The organism is Paraburkholderia sp. RCC_158 (assembly GCF_041355255.1).
Taxonomy (GTDB): Bacteria; Pseudomonadota; Gammaproteobacteria; order Burkholderiales; family Burkholderiaceae; genus Paraburkholderia; species Paraburkholderia graminis.
This window is the reverse complement of the sequence record NZ_JBFUPM010000018.1, coordinates 39500-60044: the sequence shown is the minus strand read 5'-3', so window position 1 is coordinate 60044 and position 20545 is coordinate 39500. Positions and strand designations below refer to the sequence as shown.

The 20545-nt window shown below is 65.1% G+C and carries 17 protein-coding genes; 6 read left to right on the top strand and 11 right to left on the bottom strand.

What is annotated here, in order from left to right:
* Window positions 1-113: 113 nt before the first annotated feature.
* From glgB to AB6809_RS27195, 4 genes are all read right to left on the bottom strand, one after another.
* A complete protein-coding gene (gene glgB, locus AB6809_RS27210) occupies window positions 114-2324 on the bottom strand; it encodes a 1,4-alpha-glucan branching protein GlgB (RefSeq protein ID WP_029971429.1) in 2211 nt (736 codons plus the stop codon).
* Entirely contained in the window at window positions 2317-5778 is a 3462-nt protein-coding gene (treS, locus tag AB6809_RS27205) for a maltose alpha-D-glucosyltransferase (RefSeq protein ID WP_006047621.1), read from the bottom strand. Before treS ends, glgB begins: the two co-directional genes overlap by 8 nt.
* Window positions 5775-9239: a maltotransferase domain-containing protein gene (locus AB6809_RS27200; RefSeq protein WP_081653094.1), complete on the bottom strand. Its 3465-nt coding sequence runs from the start codon at window positions 9237-9239 to the stop codon at window positions 5775-5777. The genes treS and AB6809_RS27200 overlap by 4 nt, the downstream gene beginning before the upstream one ends.
* Before the next feature lie 441 nt (window positions 9240-9680).
* Window positions 9681-10343, bottom strand: coding sequence for a DUF1345 domain-containing protein (locus AB6809_RS27195; RefSeq protein WP_006047623.1), 663 nt, complete (start codon window positions 10341-10343; stop codon window positions 9681-9683).
* 370 nt (window positions 10344-10713) lie between these two features.
* Between AB6809_RS27195 and AB6809_RS27190 the strand changes: the two genes are divergently transcribed.
* Window positions 10714-11451 (top strand): metallophosphoesterase, encoded by a 738-nt coding sequence (locus AB6809_RS27190; protein ID WP_006047624.1) that lies wholly within the window; start codon window positions 10714-10716, stop codon window positions 11449-11451.
* Between the two features lie 21 nt (window positions 11452-11472).
* Here AB6809_RS27190 and AB6809_RS27185 read toward each other — a convergent pair whose 3' ends face one another.
* Both AB6809_RS27185 and AB6809_RS27180 read right to left on the bottom strand, forming a co-directional pair.
* Entirely contained in the window at window positions 11473-12174 is a 702-nt protein-coding gene (locus AB6809_RS27185; RefSeq protein WP_006047625.1) for an RES family NAD+ phosphorylase, read from the bottom strand.
* Window positions 12171-12608, bottom strand: a complete 438-nt coding sequence (locus AB6809_RS27180) for an MbcA/ParS/Xre antitoxin family protein (protein ID WP_029971431.1) — start codon at window positions 12606-12608, stop codon at window positions 12171-12173. The genes AB6809_RS27185 and AB6809_RS27180 overlap by 4 nt, the downstream gene beginning before the upstream one ends.
* 112 nt (window positions 12609-12720) lie before the next feature.
* On the opposite strand from AB6809_RS27180, the gene AB6809_RS27175 reads away from it, so the two are divergent.
* Window positions 12721-13257 carry a hypothetical protein gene (locus AB6809_RS27175; protein WP_029971432.1) on the top strand — a complete coding sequence of 179 codons (537 nt, stop codon included), beginning with the start codon at window positions 12721-12723 and terminating at the stop codon, window positions 13255-13257.
* Between the two features lie 20 nt (window positions 13258-13277).
* Here AB6809_RS27175 and AB6809_RS27170 read toward each other — a convergent pair whose 3' ends face one another.
* Window positions 13278-14129 (bottom strand): LysR substrate-binding domain-containing protein, encoded by an 852-nt coding sequence (locus AB6809_RS27170; protein WP_029971433.1) that lies wholly within the window; start codon window positions 14127-14129, stop codon window positions 13278-13280.
* Between the two features lie 99 nt (window positions 14130-14228).
* Between AB6809_RS27170 and AB6809_RS27165 the strand changes: the two genes are divergently transcribed.
* A complete protein-coding gene (locus AB6809_RS27165; RefSeq protein WP_029971434.1) occupies window positions 14229-14612 on the top strand; it encodes a tautomerase family protein in 384 nt (127 codons plus the stop codon).
* 81 nt (window positions 14613-14693) lie between these two features.
* Window positions 14694-15530 (top strand): TOBE domain-containing protein, encoded by an 837-nt coding sequence (locus AB6809_RS27160; RefSeq protein ID WP_029971435.1) that lies wholly within the window; start codon window positions 14694-14696, stop codon window positions 15528-15530.
* An 80-nt stretch (window positions 15531-15610) separates the two neighbouring features.
* Here AB6809_RS27160 and AB6809_RS27155 read toward each other — a convergent pair whose 3' ends face one another.
* From AB6809_RS27155 to AB6809_RS27140, 4 genes are all read right to left on the bottom strand, one after another.
* Window positions 15611-16312 (bottom strand): sulfate/molybdate ABC transporter ATP-binding protein, encoded by a 702-nt coding sequence (locus AB6809_RS27155; protein WP_371027538.1) that lies wholly within the window; start codon window positions 16310-16312, stop codon window positions 15611-15613.
* 1 nt (window position 16313) lies between these two features.
* On the bottom strand, window positions 16314-16988 hold the full coding sequence (modB, locus tag AB6809_RS27150) for a molybdate ABC transporter permease subunit (RefSeq protein ID WP_371027537.1): 675 nt from the start codon (window positions 16986-16988) through the stop codon (window positions 16314-16316).
* A 46-nt stretch (window positions 16989-17034) separates the two neighbouring features.
* Window positions 17035-17808, bottom strand: coding sequence for a molybdate ABC transporter substrate-binding protein (gene modA / locus AB6809_RS27145; protein WP_006047633.1), 774 nt, complete (start codon window positions 17806-17808; stop codon window positions 17035-17037).
* A gap of 131 nt (window positions 17809-17939) precedes the next feature.
* Window positions 17940-18641: a phosphatase PAP2 family protein gene (locus AB6809_RS27140; protein ID WP_029971437.1), complete on the bottom strand. Its 702-nt coding sequence runs from the start codon at window positions 18639-18641 to the stop codon at window positions 17940-17942.
* Between the two features lie 336 nt (window positions 18642-18977).
* Between AB6809_RS27140 and AB6809_RS27135 the strand changes: the two genes are divergently transcribed.
* Both AB6809_RS27135 and AB6809_RS27130 read left to right on the top strand, forming a co-directional pair.
* A complete protein-coding gene (locus tag AB6809_RS27135) occupies window positions 18978-20168 on the top strand; it encodes a PHB depolymerase family esterase (RefSeq protein ID WP_029971438.1) in 1191 nt (396 codons plus the stop codon).
* 119 nt (window positions 20169-20287) lie between these two features.
* Entirely contained in the window at window positions 20288-20464 is a 177-nt protein-coding gene (locus tag AB6809_RS27130; protein ID WP_006047636.1) for a DUF3563 family protein, read from the top strand.
* Window positions 20465-20545 lie beyond the last annotated feature (81 nt).

Here is a 20545-nt window from a genome sequence, read left to right as displayed (position 1 = left end):
CGCGGTGCTTCATGCGACGAGCGCGCGGCCTGTCATCGCACAGGCCGCGCGCTCGCCTTCTGCGGACTCGGGCGGAATCGGGCGGCGCTGCCGGATTCCGCGGTCAGTGCCGCTCAATCGGCGCGCAGCACGATCGTCGCCAGCGGCGGCAAGGTCAGTGAAGCCGAATGCGGCCAGCCGTGGCTCGAGATCGCCTCGGTGTGAATCACGCCGCCGTTGCCCATGTTCGAGCCGCCGTACACGCCCGCATCCGTGTTCAACACTTCCGACCAGCGCCCTTCGCGCGGCAGGCCGATGCGATAGCCGACGCGCGGCACCGGCGTCATGTTGCAGGCCACGACGAGCTCGCGGCCCGCGCCGTCGGTGCGTCGATACGCGAACACGCTGTTGGCGCTGTCGTCGCCGATCAGCCAGCCAAAGCCGCCTGGCTCGCTGTCGAGCAGATGCAGCGCCGGCTCGTCGTGATACAGGCGATTCAGGTCGCGCACCAGCAATTGCACGCCGTGATGATGCGCGTCGTCGAGCAGATGCCAGTGCGGCGACGCATCGTGATTGAACTCGGCGATCTGCCCGAATTCGCCGCCCATGAACAGCAGCTTCTTGCCCGGATGCGTCCACATGAAGCCGAAATACGCGCGCAGATTGGCGAACTTCTGCCATGTATCGCCTGGCATCTTGCCGAGCAGCGAGCCTTTGCCGTGCACTACTTCGTCGTGAGAAAGCGGCAGCACGAAGCGCTCCGAATACGCGTACACCATGCCGAACGTCATGTTGTGGTGATGGTATTGGCGATACACCGGATCTTCGTGCATGTAGTGCAGCGTGTCGTGCATCCAGCCCATGTTCCACTTGAAATGGAAGCCGAGGCCGCCGTCTTCGACGCGCGCCGTCACGCCCGGCCATGCCGTCGATTCCTCGGCGATGGTGATCGCGCCAGGCACGCCCGGCACATAACCGACTTCATGATTCAAACGCTTGAGGAACGCAATCGACTCGAGATTCTCGCGTCCGCCATAGATGTTCGGCACCCACTCGCCGGCGGCGCGCGAGTAATCGCGGTACAGCATCGACGCGACCGCATCCACGCGCAGGCCGTCGACGTGATAGCGCTTCAGCCACGCGAGACCGGAGGCGACGAGGAACGCGCTCACCTCGTTGCGGCCGAGGTTGTAGATCATCGTGTTCCAGTCCTGGTGGTAGCCTTCGCGCGGATCGGCATGCTCGTAAAGCGGCGTGCCGTCGAACTCGATGAGACCGTGCGCGTCGTTTGGAAAGTGCGCGGGCACCCAGTCGAGAATCACGCCGAGCCCGGCTTCGTGCGCCTTGTTGACGAACGCGGCGAACTGCTCCGGCTTGCCGAAGCGCGCGGACGGCGCGAACTGTCCGAGCGGCTGATAGCCCCACGATCCGCCGAACGGATGCTCCGCGACCGGCAGAAATTCGACGTGCGTGAAGCCCATGGTCTTCACATACGGAATCAGGCGCTCGGCGAGCTCTTCCCAATTGAGACCGCGCTGACCTTCTTCGGCGACGCGCAGCCACGACTCCGCATGCACCTCGTAGATCGAGATCGGCGAACGCGGCGTCTGCTTCGCGCCGCGCGACTGAATCCACTCGTGATCGGTCCACGGAAACTGCTCGATCTCGTCGACATGCGCGACCACCGACGCCGTGCCCGGCGGCTTCTCGCTTTGCATCGCGCAAGGGTCGGCCTTCAACGGCAGCGGATGACCATCGCGCGAGAGCAACTCGTATTTGTAGCGCGTGCCCGGCCCGACGCGCGGCACGAACAGTTCCCACACGCCCGCCTGATGACGCAGACGCATCGGATGACGACGGCCGTCCCACGCATTGAAGTCGCCGACCACGGAGACGCGCCGCGCATTCGGCGCCCATACGGCGAAGCGCACGCCGGGCACGCCGTCGATTTCCATCGGACGCGAGCCGAGGCATTCGAGCACCGCATACGGATCGCCGCCCGCGAGACGGCCGAGCGGTTCGTCGCCGAGAACGGGGCCGTACGAGTAGGTATCCTCGATTTCCTGCACGACGCCATGCCAGTCGATGCGCAACCGATACGGCGCCGCAGAACTCACGCGGCCCGCGAATAAGCCCGGACGCAACTGCTGAAGTTCGCCGAGCAGCGCGCCGTCGGCGCGCGAAATCACGCTGACGTGCGAGGCATTCGGCAACAGCGCGCGCACCACGGGACCGCCATCAGTGTGATGCGGCCCGAGTTGCGAGAAAGGATCGGGATGGCGCGCCTCGACGAGCGCGTCGATGTCGAGCGGCTGGAGGCCTGCGGCCGGATCGTGTTCACTCATGATCGCCCTCGGCCGGATGAGGCGGTGTGGCGGCGTCTGGCGCCTGGGTTGAAGAATCGTGCGGCGCGCCGGTGTCGCCGAGCAGCCGGCTCGCGAGCGCCGCAAGGCCTCGCACCGGCAAGCTGAGCCACGTCGGACGGTTGGCCGCTTCGTAGCGGATTTCATACGCGGCCTTCTCGATCAGGAACAGATCGAGGAGCGCCTGCTCCGCCTCGGGCGCGACGAGCGGCGTCGGCGCTTCGGCGGTGGCCGCGCGGTATTCCTTCAGGAAGACGTTGGTGGCTTCCGCGCGGAAACGGTCGAACAGCGCGCGCTTGCGGTCCGCGGTCTGTTGCGGCGCGGCTTCCGTCGTGGACTGCGCCGCGGCGCTCGCATACGACAGCGAACGCATCAGGCCGGCCACATCGCGCAGCGGGCTCGACTTCTGCCGACGCTCTTCGAGCGAACGCGCGGGCTCGCCTTCGAAGTCGATCAGATACGCGTCGCCCTGCGCGACCAGCACCTGGCCCAGATGGAAGTCGCCGTGAATGCGAATGCGCAGCGCCTGCGTGTCCGGCGCGATGAGCTTGTCGACAGCTTCGACGAGCGCCGCGCGCCGGTCGATCAGACTTTGCGCGAGCGCCTTCGTGTCGGCATCGAGCAACTGGTCGATGCGCGGCGCGAGCAGATCGAGCGCGCTTGCGAGCATCGACTGCGTGCCGTCGACCCACGCCTTGACCTGCTCGGCGCTCGTCGGTTCGGGGGCGAACGCGGGGTCGTCGGTCGGCGAAGCGAGCGCGACGTGCAACTCGCCAAGCCGTCTGCCGATGATGCCGGCCAACGCCGCGTAGCCTTCGAGCAGAATCGCCTCGTTGCCGCGATCGGGCGCCGACGAGGCTTCCGTATCGATCGTGATCGCGAGTTCGTCGACGGAGCGGCGCAGATAATCGAGCGACCAGTTCCACGCATCGCCCTGGTTGTCGACGAAGCCTTGCACGATCGCGAGCGTATGCGGCACGCCCTCGGGGTCGACGCGCACGACTTCGCCAAAGAGCGGCGCCGTGTTCGCGTAGCCGAGCTGCGTCAGATAGCGGCTGATTTCCGCTTCCGGATGAATGCCGCTCACGAGACGCCGCACGAGCTTGAGCACCGCGGCATCGGCAATGATCAGCGAGCTGTTGCTTTGCTCGGCCGCAAGCCAGCGGATTTCGGGGCGTTCGCCGAGATTGTCGAGTTCCGCGAAACGGTCGGTTGGAATGAACCTGATCTCGCTCTTTTGCACGGTCGGCACGACCGCGCGTTCGCGCAATTTGCGCAGCACGCCGTGCGCGAAGATCGGCAGCGCGAACGCGTCGGTGAGATGCCCGACGTTGCGGCCGCGCCGTACGCGCGCCAACGCAAGCTGCAGAAAGAGCGGCGTCGTCGTCTCGCCGCCCCACGTGATCGCGATCGGCACCACGTAGCGTTCCGTGTGCTTGCCGACGTCCGCTTCGATTTCGGTGAACGCGAAGCCGCCGTTCGGGATCGTGGTCAACGCGGCGAGCCGCACCGCATGCATCTTTTGATCCTTCGATGCAAACCAGCGGCGCCGGCTCAACCACGAAGGCAGCACTTCCGATTCGAGCAGCCGCACGTTTTCAGGCGTCGGGCCGGCCTGGCCTTCGCGGATCACGATGGTCACGAATTCCGGCAACGGCTCGGGATGCGCCTGCGCCCACGTCGGACGCTGACCGCCTTCACACAGCAGGAACCACAGGAAGCCATACGGCGGGAAGGTCAGCAGATAAGTCAATTGGCCGATCGCGGGGAACACGGAATCGGCGGTCATTTCAATCGGCACCGCGCCGTTGAATTCCGACAGATCGAGTTCCACCGCTTGCGGCGCACGCGACAGATTCGCGACGCAAAGAATCGGCGGCTCGCCGGGCAATTCGCGCAGATACGCGAGAATCTTGCGGTTCTCCGGCTTCAGGAAACGGATCGTGCCGCGCCCGAACGTCTGTTTCGCGCGACGCGTGGCGAGCATGCGCCGCGTCCAGTTGAGCAGCGAATGCGGATCGCGGCTTTGCGCTTCGACGTTCACCGCGTCAAAGCCGTAGAGCGAGCCCATCACCGGCGGCAGCACGAGTTGCTCGGGATCGGCGCGCGAGAAACCGCCGTTGCGATCCGACGACCATTGCATCGGCGTGCGCACGCCGTCGCGATCGCCGAGGTGAATGTTGTCGCCCATGCCGAGCTCGTCGCCGTAATAGATCACGGGCGTGCCGGGCATCGACAGCAGCAGCGAATTGATCAGCTCGATGCGGCGGCGGTCGCGCTCCATCAGCGGCGCGAGACGGCGGCGAATGCCGAGATTCAGGCGCGCGCGGCGATCGCTTGCGTAGGTGTTCCACAAGTAGTCGCGCTCGGAATCCGTGACCATTTCGAGCGTGAGCTCGTCGTGATTGCGCAGGAAAATCGCCCATTGATTCGACGGCGCGAGGTCCGGCGTTTGCCGCATGATGTCGGTGATCGGAAAGCGGTCCTCGCTCGCAATCGACATGTAGATGCGCGGCATCAGCGGGAAGTGGAAGGCCATGTGGCATTCGTCTTCGTCGCCGAAATATTCCTTCACGTCTTCCGGCCACTGGTTGGCTTCGGCAAGCAGCATGCGGTTCGGATACTCGGCGTCGATGGTCGCGCGAATCTTCTTCAGCACTTCGTGCGTTTCGGGCAGGTTCTCGTTGTTCGTGCCTTCGCGTTCGACGAGATACGGCACCGCGTCCAGACGCAGCCCGTCGATGCCCATATCGAGCCAGAAGCGCATGATCTGCAACACCTCGCGCAGCACCGCGGGATTGTCGAAGTTCAGATCGGGCTGATGCGAGTAAAAGCGATGCCAGTAGTACGCGCCCGCGACCGGATCGTGTGTCCAGTTCGAAGGCTCGGAGTCGATAAAGATAATGCGCGTTTCCTGATACTTCTGATCGGTATCGGACCACACATAGAAGTTGCGATGATTCGAGCCTGGCTTCGCGCGGCGCGCGCGCTGAAACCACGGGTGCTGGTCCGACGTGTGGTTAATTACCAGTTCGGTAATCACGCGGATGCCGCGCGCGTGCGCTTCCTGAATGAAGCGCTTGACGTCGGAGAGCTGGCCGTAATCCGGATGCACGTTGCGGTAATCGGCGATGTCGTAGCCGTCGTCGCGGCGCGGCGACGGATAGAACGGCAGCAGCCAGATCGCATTCACACCGAGTTCGGCGATGTAGTCGAGCTTCGCGATCAGGCCGGGAAAATCGCCGACGCCGTCGTTATTCGCATCGAAGAACGACTTGATGTGCACCTGATAAATGATCGCGTCCTTGTACCAGAGCGGATCGTCGCTGAGCGCTGCCGGCTTGCCGCGGCGACGCGTGCGCGCGTTGGTTGCGCTGGCGGTCGCCGTGCTCGCATGGGCTTGCGACGCGGCCTGAGAGGGATCGTCACGCTTCATATCGCACCTTCCGTCGGGGTAGGGTTGCCGGCGTCTGCGTGAAAGGCGCCAGGCGGGGCACTGCTCGAATCGCTGTCGGCTTCATCGGGACGTTCGGCGGGCAGGCCGCCGAGCGGCGCGATGCGCCAGATCGAAAAAGGCTGACCCGTGCCGAGCCGCACATGCTGCCAGCGGCCATGCCATTCGAAACGGGCACCCGTCATCTGGTCGGTCACTTCGAGCGGGCCGTGGTCATGCAGATTCCATTTCTGGAAGGTGTCCCACGACAGCTCGATGTCCGCGCCCTGTTCGTTGAACGGGTCGAGATTGATCGCGACCAGGATCACGTTATCGCGCGCTTCGGTCGCCTTTTCGAAGACCAGAATGTTGTCGTTGTGCGCGGGCAGGAACGTGAGACCGAGATGCGTTTGCAGCGCGGGATTCGCGCGGCGAATGCGGTTCAGCGTGGTGATCTCGGCCATGATGTTGCCGGGCCGGTTCCAGTCCCACGCGCGCAACTGGTACTTCTCGGAGTCGAGGTATTCCTCGCTGTTCGGCAACGCCGCCGCCTCGCACAGTTCGAAGCCGCTATACACGCCCCACAATCCGGCAAGTGTCGACGCGAGCGCCGCGCGAATCAGAAAGCCGGTGCGTCCCTGCGATTGCAGATGACGCGGGTTGATGTCCGGCGTATTCACAAAGAAGTTCGGCCGATAGAAATCGCGCGCGCCGGTTTGCGTGAGCTCCGTCAGGTACTCGATGAAATCGCGCTTCGACTCGCGCCACGTGAAGTACGTGTACGACTGCGAGAAGCCGATCTTGCCGAGCCGGTTCATCATGCGCGGCCGCGTGAATGCTTCGGCGAGGAAGATCGTGTCGGGATAGCGCGAACGCACGTCGTTGATCATCCACTCCCAGAACGGCAACGGCTTCGTGTGCGGATTGTCCACGCGGAAAATATGCACGCCCGCTTCGATCCAGAACAGGATCACGTCGCGCAGCGCGAGCCACAAGTCGGGCTTAGCGTCGTGTGCATAGAAGTCAGGATTGACGATGTCCTGATACTTCTTCGGCGGATTTTCCGCGTAACGCAGCGTGCCGTCGGGACGCCACGCGAACCATGTCGGATGCTCCTTCAGCCACGGATGATCCGGCGAGCACTGAATCGCGAAGTCGAGTGCGATTTCGAGGCCGTGCGCGTGCGCGGCCGCGAGCATCGTCTTGAAGTCGTCGAGCGTGCCGAGCTGCGGATGCACGGCGGTATGGCCGCCTTCCGCGGCGCCGATTGCATACGGACTGCCCACGTCGCCCGGCTGCGCGTTCAGCGTGTTGTTGCGGCCCTTGCGATTGGTCACGCCGATTGGATGAATCGGCGGAAAGTACAAAACGTCAAAGCCCATGTCGCGAATGCGCGGCAGCTTCCTCGTGACATCGGCGAAGGTGCCGTGGCGCGCTTCGTCGTCGCTCATCGAACGAGGGAAGATCTCGTACCAGCTTGCAAAGCGCGCGGCCGTGCGTTCGGCGTCGATCTTGTAGGTCACCGGATCGCGGCTCAGGAACGGGCGATGCCGCGCGGCGGTCATCGCCTTCGCGGTGGCCGGAGCGAGCAGCAGCTTGAGCTTCGTCTCGTCGTCGGCCTTCGTGAAGTCCTTGACGATGTGTTCGAGCGGTTGCCTGTCCGCGCCTTCGGCCGTTTCCACTTCGGCGAGCACGAGCGCGAACAGATGCGCGGCTTCGTCGAGTTCGGTTTCGACCGTTTGCCCCGCCTTCAATTTCTTCTCGACATGTTCGACGAGCGAAGCGAAGTCGTCGCGCCACGCAATCACCGTGAATTCATGACGGCCCATGCGTTCGAGTGGAATGCGCGCCTTCCAGATGTCGAGGCCCGCGGGTTGCGCGGGAGTCATCAGCACTTCGTGCCATGTGTTTTCGTCGGCGGCGCGCCACAGCACCGCGGCGGCAATCTTGTCGTGGCCTTCGGCGAAAATCGCGGCGCTGATCTCGGCCCGCTCGCCGACGCTGCGCTTCGCGGGGAAGCGGCCGTTGTCGACGGAAGGCATCACGCTTTCGATTGCCACGCGCGGCGCGTTGAGTGCTTCGAGCACGGTCTTGCGGCCGCTGCGCTTGCTGTTCGCCTTGTCGATGGGCGGCGCGAGGCAGATCGGTTTTTCCGTCACGGCCTGAAAGAGCCGCACGGCGCCGGGCGCGAGCGTGAACGGCGTCAATGTCGTGGGCGACGGGTGGCCCGGTGCATCGAGCGGAATGAAGCGCGTGAAATTGCCGGGCACGCCGGCGAGAAAGCGCGCCGGGTCCACGCGAACCGGCGCACCGAGTTCGGGATTGATCGCGATCAGGACCGCTTCCCCGGCATCGCGCACGTCGGGTCGATCCGCGCGCAGCAGCACGGCGGCGGGCGCGCCCGGTCCGCTCAACGGACGCAATTCGCCGGTCGCGTGCAGCGCGCCGGCAGTGCGTGCGAGTTCGTTCGCGCGCGAGATCTGTTGCGAGAGGTCGAATCGTTTCGACTGGCAAGCGAGCGCGAATTGCGACGCGTCGCCGCGCGTTTGCGACATCGGTTCGCTTACGCCGTATTCGAAGCCCATCGGCATCATCCAGCCAGCGCCAATTGACGCGGACGTGAAGAGCGCGCGCCGATAAGCCCGTTCGACGATGCCCGAATCGTGCGGATCGCTCAGTTCGGCGGCGAGCCGCGTACCGTAAGGCGCTTCCGGAAAAGCAATGGGTCCGCCGATGCGCGCGAGCGCCGCGTACTCGTCGGCCATCCAGCTCTCGCGATAGTCCCACCAGCGCAGCGACGAGAACACACTGTCGAAGCCGGCGCCTTCGAGCGCCGGAAGATCGCTGCGCGCGAGGCCGGGCGTCCCGGCGAGAAAGCGCACGTCCGGATGCGCGGCGCGCACCGCATCGCGCAACTGCCGCCACACGTCGGCGGGCACGCGATGCGGCGAGTCGAAGCGAAAGCCGCCGATACCCGCATCGGCGAGCGCGAGCAACTGCTGCGTCCACCATGAGACGAGCGCGGCGCGCGTGCCGGCATCGCTGAAGTTGGCGTACGCGACGTTGTCCTCGCGATGCACGTGGCGCGGATCGAGGCGCGCCTCTTCGGTCTCGAGTGGATGGAACCAGTCGTGATGCTCGGCGTAAAGCGCGCCGTCGGCGGCCACGCGGTCGATCACGAGATCCACCAGCAATGTCAGGCCATGCTGGTGCGCGGCGTCCGCGAGCGTGCGGATAGCGTCCGTGGCGGACTGCCCGGCTTCGAACACCGGATGCAGGCGCGCATGATTGCCGACCACCTGGCCATGACTCGCCCGGCCCGGCTCGAACAGACTGCCGATCAGCGCATGATCGAAGCCGAGCGCGGCCGCGTGGGCGAACTGCGCCGGCCACGCGTCAAGCGGCCCAACAAGAAGTGAATGAAAAAAATAGATCCGCGGCGCGTACCCTTTTGGAGGTTCCATCGGTCGTTTCCAGATTTGTCCTGCTGCGGTGTGGATGCAGTTGGCATGCGATCACAGCGCTCATTGGGCTTCCAGAGCCGGCGGCCGCGCGATTCGTGAACTGTCGGCGCGTACTTGGTCAATGTAGTGCAAAGATCGTCACGCCGCTGGCCAGTTACGGGTGCCTCGCCGCCAGGCGTCGCGACGCGAGCCGGCCAGAACGTCTGCGGAAGTCAGCAAGGCCTGTGCCAGTGAATCCAGCCGGCGCGCTATGAAGGGGTGCGGGTGCCCTTATGGGGAGGCTTGCTCCGGGGCTTGCGGCCCGACGCTGCCGCAGAGGGCGGGCGCGTGTAAAAGGCGCTGCAATCGTCCGCGTTTTACACGGGACTCGTCTGCGCGGAATTCAGCGGAGCGGAAAAGGAGAGGTTGCCGGGCGGCGATGCGCGCGCCCAGCGGAGCAGGTCACGAGCCGAGCAAGCCCGCTGCGATGTTCACGCACAAGCCGAGCACGGCAACGTTGAAATAGAACGACAGGATGGATTGCGCGAGCGCCGCGCGGCGAATGGTGCGTGAGCGCAGCACCACGTCCGACGTCTGCGAAGCGACCGCGATCGTGAACGAGAAGTACAGGAAGTCCCAATAGTCGGGCGTGAGCGAGCGGTCGGGAAACAGGAGCGGCGTCTCGGGCACGTCGGTGTCGTAATAGAGCCGCGCATAGTGCAGCGTGAAGATGGTGGGAATCATGAACCACGCGCCGATCATCGTGAGTCCGGTCAGCGTGTAGTGCCATACCGTCGACGCGCCCGCCGTGCCTTTCGCCGACGCAAGCTCGAGCACGATCGCGGCAATGCTGGCGACGGTGGCGGCGCAGATCACGAACAGCACGACGCCTGCGTTCTCATCGTCGCGGCGCGCGGAATCGCGCACGTTGCCTTCGTCGGCGCGGACCATGTGCGCCCAGATCAGCACGAGGTAACTCCACACGGTAATGTCCCAGCCGACGAGTACGCGCGCCATCGGGCGTATGTGCGCGGGGATCAGCACGGCAGCCGCGACGCCGAACGCGAGGGCGATCAGCATGCGTGGGCGGTTGCGAAGCGTTTGCGGATAATATTTTGTGAACATGGAATGGCGAGCGAGGCGCTGAAGTGGCGCTGAAGTGGCGCGGAGTCTGTTGATGCGCCCGTAGTGTTCCGTAACGGCCTTGCGGGCCGCTTTCAATCGAAAGCGCATTGCAGGCCGAGCCCTACGCGTGGCGCTTCCCGCAACTTTAGCCGCGCATGGGCGTCGAATCGGCGTTTATCGGCCAATGCGCATAGCCAGTTGGCAGTTTGCGAAGCCAGCAAGGACGCGCCTTCAAGTCGGCCATTTTCCGGCAAAATCTGCCCGGAACCTGTCGTTTTCGCGTGATTTTGTGTCAACTTTGCGCTTTCGATTGCCGCGCTACGAGAGGCAGCGCGCATACGCGTCGGACATTGCGCATTATCATGGGCTTATGGCTTCCGTACTCGACATCTCTGTTCAGCACCACCCGGCCAACCGGAGCGGCCGCGACTTCGTCGTCGGCGACTTGCACGGTTGTGTCGATGCATTGCGCTATCTGCTGCGCCTGGTTTCGTTCGACCCGGCGTGCGACCGGCTCTTTTCAGTCGGCGATCTCGTGGATCGCGGCGAGCATTCGGAGCAGGCGCTCGCGCTGCTCGACAAGCCGTGGTTCTTCGCCGTGCTCGGCAATCACGAAGACGCGCTGTGCGCCGTCGCCGATGGCCGCTTGCGGCGTCAGTGGTGGTACGGCATAGGCGGCGCGTGGGCCGCCAACCTGCCCGACGAAAGTTTGCGCCGCTATGCGGAGCGGCTGCGCACACTGCCGCTCGCGCGCGTGGTGGGCAGCGGGCCGGAGCGCTTCAATGTTCTGCACGCCGAATTTTTCGGCACCGACGCCGAACTCGACGCCGGCAATTTCTCCTCCGACACGCGCCAGCAAATGCTGTGGGGACGCGAACTCGCGATGGGCAACGGCGATCCGCAACGGCAACGCGGTTTGTCGCTCACTTACTGCGGCCATACGCCGATGCGCGACATCAAGCAGATCGGCTCGCAGGTGTTCGTCGATACCGGCGCGTTTGGGCCTGGCGGCAGGCTGACTTTGGTCGAGCCGAGGGCGCTGCGGCGCTGGTCCATTTCCGTCGAAGAAGCGCGCGCGGAAGGCGCGGCGGCGTTGGCGCTGCCCTGATCGCGCGTTGCTCGACGCGTGTCAGCCGACCTGGCTGAGTTCGAACACCATATCCACGCTGCTGCCGTTCCAGTTGTATTCCAGGTACGCCGCGTGATGGCAATCGCGCAGCAGCGTCGTTCTGAACGCGGCGAGGCATTCGCCTTCGGGGTCGCGCACCGACGGATACGCGATGCCCGGCGCTCCCGCTTCGCGCACTGCACGTCCGAGCGACTGGCCGGCGAGATAGTCGTCCGGCGACAGCACCGCGAGGTCCAGCTTCGGATCGCCGCGCAGATCGACCACTTCGCCTTGCGCCGCCACCGTGTAGAGACGCATCTGCTGACGCATGGGCGGCTCGGCGGTGGCTTCCAGGAATTTTCCCGTGTGATAACGCGTTTCGGCGATGGCGGTCGCGCGCGAGCGGGCGCAATAGAACACGCCGTACGTGCCGTCGGAAAAACGGCTGCCGAGCGGATTGAGATGCGTGAGCGCGGCCATGATCGGTCCATAACCCGGCCCGAAGCGGCGTTCTTCGCGCGGCACTAGATCGAGTTCGCCGATTTCGGTGCGCAGGCGGTCGTTGGTCATGGCTTCGAGCGCGTAGAGCGCGTCGAAATCTTCCGCCGATGCAACCCGGTCGAACAGATTGACGGCCGGAAAGCGCGTGGGAATCACGCGATACGCGGGCGACCAATCCAGTGGCGCGCTGCGCCAGCGGTCCTGCCAATGCGGTTCTGTCACGCCCAGCCGCCTCGCATTGCGTCGAGATACTGGCGCACGGCGACGAGGTCGCTAATGTTGCCGGCCAGCATGCGATCCAGCGCGCGGCGGCCGCCGAACGGCGGCGCGCTGTTGGGACGCTTGACCCAGTTGTCCGCGGCGCTGGGTTGCGGCAAGAGAATTTGCAGCGCCTTGTAGATGCCTAGCAGCAGCGACAGACGTTCCAGCGTGTCGCGGCCTAGCCGCGCCGTTTCCGGCGCCTGCTTCCATTTGAAGAAAGTCGAGCGGCCTGGCGAGCCGAGCAGCACGATCTGTTCGTCCGCGCTCAAGTCCCAGTCTCGTGCGATGTTGAAGAACGCGCGCAATCCCGCTGCGGACATTTCTGCAAACGAGGGTTCCGAAAGCGGCGGACGAATCGGCGCTTCAGCTTGGGCGGCGCGGGCGGCATGTGCCATGAGCGGGTAAGTCCTTATATGTACTTATTTCCTATGCTAGTCCATTTCGGGATTTTTGCAAGGGAATATAATCCCGGCTCGTCGTAAAGCAAAGAATTCAGGAGTTCAGGAGATGAGGTTTCGTGCAGTAGCAACGGCGGTTGCGGTGTGGTGCGCGTCCGGCGCGGCAATGGCGAGCGGTTATAGCGAAGTGTGGAATCCGCCTGAGGCCGCGGCGCACGGGAAGCATGGGGCGGCGAAGGGGCGGGCGAAGAGTGCTGCGAAGCATGTGGCGTCTGCGGGGGCCGCTAAGTCGAAGACAGACGTAAAGCATGTGGCAAGCGCGGGCGCTAATAAGGCTTCGGGCCTCGCGAGCGGCAAGGCAAAGCCGAAGAGCGCGGGCGTCGCGGATGCCGCCAAACGCCCGGCGCAAGTCGTTCAGACGAAGTCCGATCACGCGAAGGCCATTCACGCAAACATCGCGCAAGGTCAGAGCGCGCATGGCGGTGTAGTGAAGGTTGCCGGCACAGCGAAAGGCGCGGCTGCCCGCCCGGCGCCAGCGGACCACAAGACGCCGGCGCTCGCCGCTAACACTTCCGCGGATCAGCTAGACGCAGTCGCCAATCCTGCGACAGCCCGCAGCGGCTCCCTTCCGCCGATCTTGCACTGAACGCCCGAGCCGGCGCGCGCTCAACCGCCCGCCAGCCCGCTCGTCACCAGCCGCAGCGTTTCCCTCAAACGCGCGTCCTTCACGCGCGAGTGCAGCGTCACGCGCGATTCCGGCAACGACGGCAAGCCGAGCCGCGCGCCGACATCGACTAAACCGCGCGGCGCAACTCTTCTCGCCAGCGGCGACACCGCGAGCCCTGCTGCAACGGCCGCGCCGACAGCCGCGACGCCACCGCCGACAAACACCTCCTGCCATGCCACCGACGCCTCCGTCAGCGTCCGCAGCGCCACGTCGCGCACATTGCACGGCGCGCTCAACAGCGCCAGCGGCAACGGCTCGCCGACGCGCGGCAGCCACGCCGGCGTCGCGAGCCAGCAGACCGGTTCGCTGAACAGCACCTGTGCGTCGTCACGTGGCGGCTCGTCAGCGCCATAACGGACGATGACCGCGTCCAGCCGGCGCTCGTCGAACTGGGCCAGCAGCGCGGCGGACGTGCCGAGGTGCAGTTCGACCACCAGCGCCGGATCGTGCGCATTCAGCCGCGCGAGCAATTGCGGCAGATCGGGCCCCGCGACGTGTTCGCTCAACCCGAGCGCCAGCCGCCGACGCTCCACCGACAGCGACCCCAGCGCCCGCTCATGCGCGCCCAGCAGTTCGCGCGCGGCGCCGAGAAACGCCTTGCCGTCGACGGAAAGCCGTACGACGCGCGGCGTGCGCTCCAGCAACTGCTTGCCCAGATGCGCTTCCAGCCGCTTCAGCTTGAGGCTGACGGCGGATTGCGTGGTGCCGAGCGCGTCGGCGGCGCGCGTGAAGCTGCACAGGTCGGCGACGAGCACGAACGCGCGAACGGCGTCCAGATCGAGGACTTTCATTTCAATCCAACATAGATGAAATAGCTGAAGATGTCTGTTTATTATGGCTGAGCGCGCCTACGCTGTGTGCATGTATTCACCACCTCGAAGGAGAACGTCATGCCTTTCACCCGCATCGCTTTGCGCGCCGGCAAGCCCGTCGAATACCGGAAGGCGCTCACGGACAGCATCCAGCGCGCGCTCGTCGCCACGTTCAACGTGCCGAAAGACGACATCTTCATGCTCATTAGCGAGCACGACGCCGCGAACTTTGTCTATGACAATCAGTATCTGAACGTCCAGCGAACGGACGATCTCGTGATGATTCAGCTCACCGTGAGCAACACCCGCACGCTCGAGCAGAAGAAGGCGCTCTATCAACGCCTGGTCGACGAACTGCACGAGTCGCCGGGACTGCGGCGCGAAGACGTGCTGATCAGTCTCGTGGAAGTGCTCAAGGAGAACTGGTCGTTCGGCAACGGGATTGCGCACTACGCGCTGTGAGCGGTGCCAGGAAGGCCGGTCGCTATAATGATCCGCTGCCCTTCCTCAATTCCGACCCGCTCATTCCCGACCGCCCGCGCCATGGCATCCGACCGCAACGATTCGTCCCACGAGCCGCTGGAACTCGGCGGCTCCGTCTGGTTCCAGGCGGGCGCGAACACGCTCGGCGGCGCGTCGCGAATCGCGCTGCTCGCGGCGATCGGCGAAACGGGCTCCATCACCAGCGCCGCGAAAGCCGTTGGCATGAGCTACAAGGGCGCGTGGGACGCCGTCGACGCCATGAACAACCTCGCTGGCGAGCCGCTCGTCATGCGGCTCACCGGCGGCAAGGGCGGCGGCGGCACGACGCTGACGCCGCGCGCGGTCAAGCTCATCGAGACGTTTCGCGCAGTGGAGCGCGAGCATCGGCGCTTTCTGGAGCGCGCGGGCGCGGCCATCGAAGGCTTTGCGACGGACTGGGATCTGATCGGCCGCATCGGCGTCAAGACGAGCGCGCGCAATCAGCTATACGGCACGGTGTCGCAGATCACGCGCGGCTCAATCAACGACGAAATCTCGCTGACGCTGCCCGGCGGCCACACGATCGTCGCCGTTCTCACGCACGAAAGCACCGAGGCGCTTGGCCTCACGGTCGGCGCGGCGGCGTTCGCGCTGATCAAGGCGTCGTGGGTCGTGCTGCTCGTCGACGATGAAAGCGGCGCGCCGCTGAAGCTGTCCGCGCGCAATCAGTTGCGCGGCAGCGTGCAAAGCGTGAAGTGCGGCGCGGTCAATGCGGAAGTGTCGCTCGTGCTCGAAGGCGGCGCGGTCATTACCGCCGTCGTCACGAACCAGAGTGCCGAGGCGCTGCGTCTCGTGGAAGGCGCGAGCGCGGTCGCGGCCTTCAAGGCATCGAGCGTGATTCTCGGCGTAAAGGAATGAAGCGGACTGAGCGGACTGAAGCGGACTGAATCGGACTGAAGCGGTGAAACGCGCGACGAAAGTGCGCGCTCAGATCACGTTCACGTCTCGCTGCGCACGTAGCCGCTGAATGCCTGGTGTTCGCGGACGCGGCCGTCGCTGATCTGCACGACCTGATCGCCGAACGCGGCGACGTCGTCGGGATCGTGCGTGATCAACACCATCGGAATGTCGAGCCGCGTTTGCAACTCCGATAATTCCTGGCGCATGCGCTGGCGCAAATGGCTGTCCAGCGCGGAAAACGGCTCGTCCAGCAACAGCAGTTGCGGGTTGGCCACCAGCGCCCGCGCCAGTGCGACACGCTGCTTTTGTCCGCCGGAAAGCTGCGCCGGATAGTGGCCGCCGACGCTGCGCAACTCCAATGCATCGAGCCAGTAATCGACTTGCGCGGAACTGTTGCGCGCGCGCGGATTGAACCAGCCGCGCTGCAAGCCGAAGCCGATGTTCTGGCGCACGTTCAGATGCGGAAACAGCGCGTAGTCCTGGAAGAGATACGCGACCTGACGCGCCTGCGGCTTCAGATCGATTTCGCGCGCGTTGTCGAAGAGCGCTTTGCCATGCAGCGTGATCGTGCCTTCGTCGGGACGCAGCAGGCCGGCGATTGCCTGCAGCGTCAGGCTCTTGCCCGCGCCCGACGGGCCGAACAGCACCACCCGCTGCGTGGTCGCGGTAAAGGCGACGTCGAGCGTGAAGCGGCGCTCGGCGCTCTCGAAAGTCTTGCGGATGTCGACGGCTAGCGGCATATCAGCGGGAAACCAGAAGCGTGCGTTGCGGCACGAGGCGGCCGGCGAGCAGCAGGATGACGACGCACGTCACCGAAGTCACGCCCACGAGGAAATTCGCGGTGCTGTCGTCGCCGGCTTGCACGGCCGAATAGACCGCTACCGAAAGCGTCTGCGTGCGGCCCGGCAAATTGCCCGCGATCATCAACGTGGCGCCGAATTCGCCGAGCGCGCGCGCGAACGCCAGCAGGCCGCCCGCGAGAATGCCGCGCGCGGCAAGCGGCAGGCTCACGCGAAAGAACACCGCCGTTTCGCTGACGCCGAGCGTGCGCCCGGCGCGCTCGAGTTGCGGATCGACGGCTTCGAATGCGGCGCGCGCGGACTTGAGCACCAGCGGAAAGGCGACCACCGTCGACGCGATCACCGCGCCTTGCCAGGTGAAGACCAGTTGAATGTCGAAGCGGTCGAGCCACGCGCCGAACACGCCGCGCCGCCCGAGCAGAACCAGCAGGTAGTAGCCGAGCACGGTCGGCGGCATCACGAGCGGCAGTGTCAGCAACGAATCCACGATGTCGCGCGCGCCCGAGCGCCAGCGCGACAAGCCGAAGCCTGCCGCGACGCCGAACACGAGATTCAGCGCGGTCGCCCAGCCCGCCACTTTCAGTGACAGCATCAGCGGAATCCAGGCTTGTTGCATGACGTGCGGTTCCTCTGGGCGTGAGTGGATGGGCGGTGATGGCCGATCAGTGAGCGGGCTTGAAGCCGTACTTCGCCAGCACCGCCTGGCCCGCCGGCGACAACACGAAGTCGACGAAAGCCTGCGCATCCGCCGCGTGCCGGCTGCCTTCCACTTGCGCGATCGGATAGGTAATCGGCGTTTGCGTCGGCACGCTCAGCGCGACTTTTACCTTGCCCGGCACGATCGCGGCGTCGGTGCCGAACACGAAACCGGCGTCCACTTCGCCGCGCGACACGTAGTCGAGACTTTGACGCACGTTCGCCGCCAGCACGGCTTTGGCGCTGACCGCGTCCCACACGCCCGCAGCTTGCAGCGCGCCTTGCGTGTAGCGGCCCACCGGCACGGACGCCGGATCGCCATACGCGATCCGTTTCACGTTCGACGATGCCAGTTCGTTCAGGCTCGACGGCGCAAAACGGCTGTCCGCCGGCACGATCAGCACCAGCGAGTTGGCCGCGAAATCCTTGCGCGTGGCCGGCACGATGACTTTTTCGGCGGCGGCCTTGTCCATCGCCTTCTGATCGGCCGAGGCGAACACGTCGGCCGGCGCGCCTTTGGCGATTTGCTGCATCAACACGTCGGACGCGCCGAAGTTGAGCAGCACTTTGGTGCCGGCGTGCTGCTTTTCGAAGGCGTCGCTGACGGCCTTGAATGCGTTGGTCAGACTCGCGGCGGCCGAGACGATCAACTCATCGGCGCGTGCGTTGGCGCTCAAGGCAACGGAAAACGCGCTGGCGACAAACAGCGCTTGTTTCAGCAGGCGGCGGGAAGGCGTCATGAACGTGTGAGGCTCGGGCGTGTGCCGGAGCGGTGGTTAAAACGCTTATCGTAATATAGACGAGGTTATAGCGCTGGCATGACCGACATTCGGCCGGTCAAATACAGCAGCGAGCCGGACCGGAAACGCGTTTAAACGTGGGAAGAACTGATGAGCGCGAGCGTGCCGCGCGTCTGCGAGACAGGCGCGGCGCCCGGCTGGACATCGCGCACGGCCTTCCATTTTGCGCGGATGAAAGGCCGGTCATGCCCCGACACTTTCAGCGCGATGTGCGTCACCCAGCGCTGCGTCGGCACGTGCACGCCGTGCATCAGCACCGCCAGCACCATCAGGCTGACCGCGACCGGAACCGCCGAAAGGCGCTCGGGCTGGGCCTTCCATGCCATCCGCACGAAAAGCAGCGCGGCAACGGCGCCGACGAGACAGCCGGTGATCGCTTCCGAAGGCGAGTGCGCGCTCAGGACGACGCGCGACACGCCCACGGCCATGCCTGCGGCGAGTCCGAGCAGAACGCCGAGCACGCGAACCGGCGGACGCGTCCACAGCAGCATCAGGAACAGCGCGACGGGATAGACCGCCGTGGACAGCATCGCGTGGCCGCTGACGCCCGTGAAATCCAGCTCGCGCACGCCGACGCCCCAACCGAGGAACGCCAGCTTCGTGACGGTCACGACGCCGATCGCCGCGCCGAGCAGCACCAGCCAGCCCGCCGCCATGCGCCACGTATAGCCGACCGCGAGCCACAGCGCGATGGCGAACGCGAGCGGCAGCGTCATGCCGGCGCCGCCCAGGCTGGTGATGGAGTACCACAGATAGTCAGGCAATTCAGGCATCGGAAAAGGCGATCAGGGCCGCATAGAATCGTTCATATCAGACTGCAACGCGCGAGCCGGGCAAATCGACGACGCGCGCGACAACCGCCAGTATAGACGGCGGCCATCGACGGCTCGCGCCGTACAAAAAGCCTTTTTGTTTCGGGACGTTAGGTGGCCAACAGGGGCCGGCAGCGCTGCGCGCGCGTCGTCACCGCACGGGTTCATCGCAAAAAAACGGGGCGGCGAATTCGCGTGACGCGTTCTGCATCGCTGCTCGATTGATGTTATTGTGCATTGCACAAGAAGCCGGTTTCACCCGGCAGTCCTGCCCCTTTTTGCGAGGTTTTTGCGCCGATGGCAAAAAGTCTATCGAAGATCTGGCTCGGCGGTCTTAAGCGCCTGCTGGCGATTCAGAGCGAGCACGCCCACAAGACCACCAAGCGCACCACGACGCGCCCGGCCCGGCCGGCGTCCAGCAAGCCGTCGACGAAAGTTCGTCCGCTCAAGTCCGCCGCGCTCCGTACTCCCGCCAAACGCGAGACGCCGCACGCGGCCGCGCGCGAATCGCGGGTGCGTCCGCGCGCGGCCGCGTGGGCGAGCGGTGCGTGGACGCGTTCGTTTCATTCGGCGCCCGCGGCGCCGGGACGGCTCGTCAATCATCTCCAATATGGGCTGTATGTGCCGTCGGGCCACGCACTCGAGAGCATGCCGCTCGTCGTGATGCTGCACGGCTGCACCCAGTCCATCGACGAATTCGCGCAAGGCACACGGATGAACGTGCTGGCGGATCGCTACGGCTTTGCCGTCGTTTATCCCGAGCAATCGAAGCACGCGCACTCGCACCGTTGCTGGCACTGGTACGACGCGGGCGAGAACGCGGGCGGCGCGGAGGCGCGCGCGGTGGCGTCGCTCGTCGATTCGTTGATCGTGCAGCACGGTTTTGACAGCGAGCGGGTGTATGTCGCCGGTATTTCCGCCGGCGCCGGGCTGACGGCGCTGCTCGCGCTGCGTTATCCCGAGCGCTTCGCCGCGGTCGCGCTGCATTCGGGCCCTGCTTTCGGCGAAGCCCGCTCCGGCATCACGGCGATGGACGTGATGCGGCGCGGCGCACGGCGCGATCCCGTCGAACTCGCCGACGAAGTGGCCGACGTCACCAATTATCCGGGCATGCCGGCGATCATCCTTCACGGCGACGCCGACCATGTCGTTGCGGCGGTCAACGCCGACCAGCTCGCGACGCAGTTTCTGCGGCTGAACCGGATGGTCGATCCGAAGGGCGCGCGCAAAGCCGGCGAATTGCGCGAAGAGCGCAAAGGCGGCGTGACGATTCGCGACTATTTCCGCAGCGGTCGGCGCGTGGTGCGCATGTGCCGCGTGCAGGGACTCGCGCACGCGTGGGCCGGCGGCGACGACGCCGTGCCGTTCCATTCGTCCAAGGGTCCGGACGCGAGCGCAATGGTGTGGGAGTTCTTCAAGCATCAACGGCGAGTGGGCGCGGGCGTTGTTGAAAGCACCGCCGACGAGGCCTCTGCTCAAGCCCGGTGACATCTGAGCAACACTTCGAAAATGAATGCTGGCGCGCGCCTAGGGTTTTCCCTATAATACGGGTTATCCCCTAGGCGTTAACACCAAGCGAACGCCAACACTCATTGCCGAGGTTCACCATGTACCTGCTTAGCCGCCTGTTCCTGTTTCTGACGAAGTCGCCCGAACAACTCGCCAAAGAACGCGCTGACGCGTTCCTCGCCGAAGCCACTGACCTGTACGACCTGGAATTCCGCATGCGCAAGCTGGATCGCGAAGCGAACTTCCGTCAGCCGTCGTGGATGAGCCAGCACTAAGCTGCGCGTTAGTTGAAGCATCGGCGGTAGTGAAGGACGCCGGTGCGGGGCTTGAGCGACTTTGCTTTTTGCCCCCGAGTT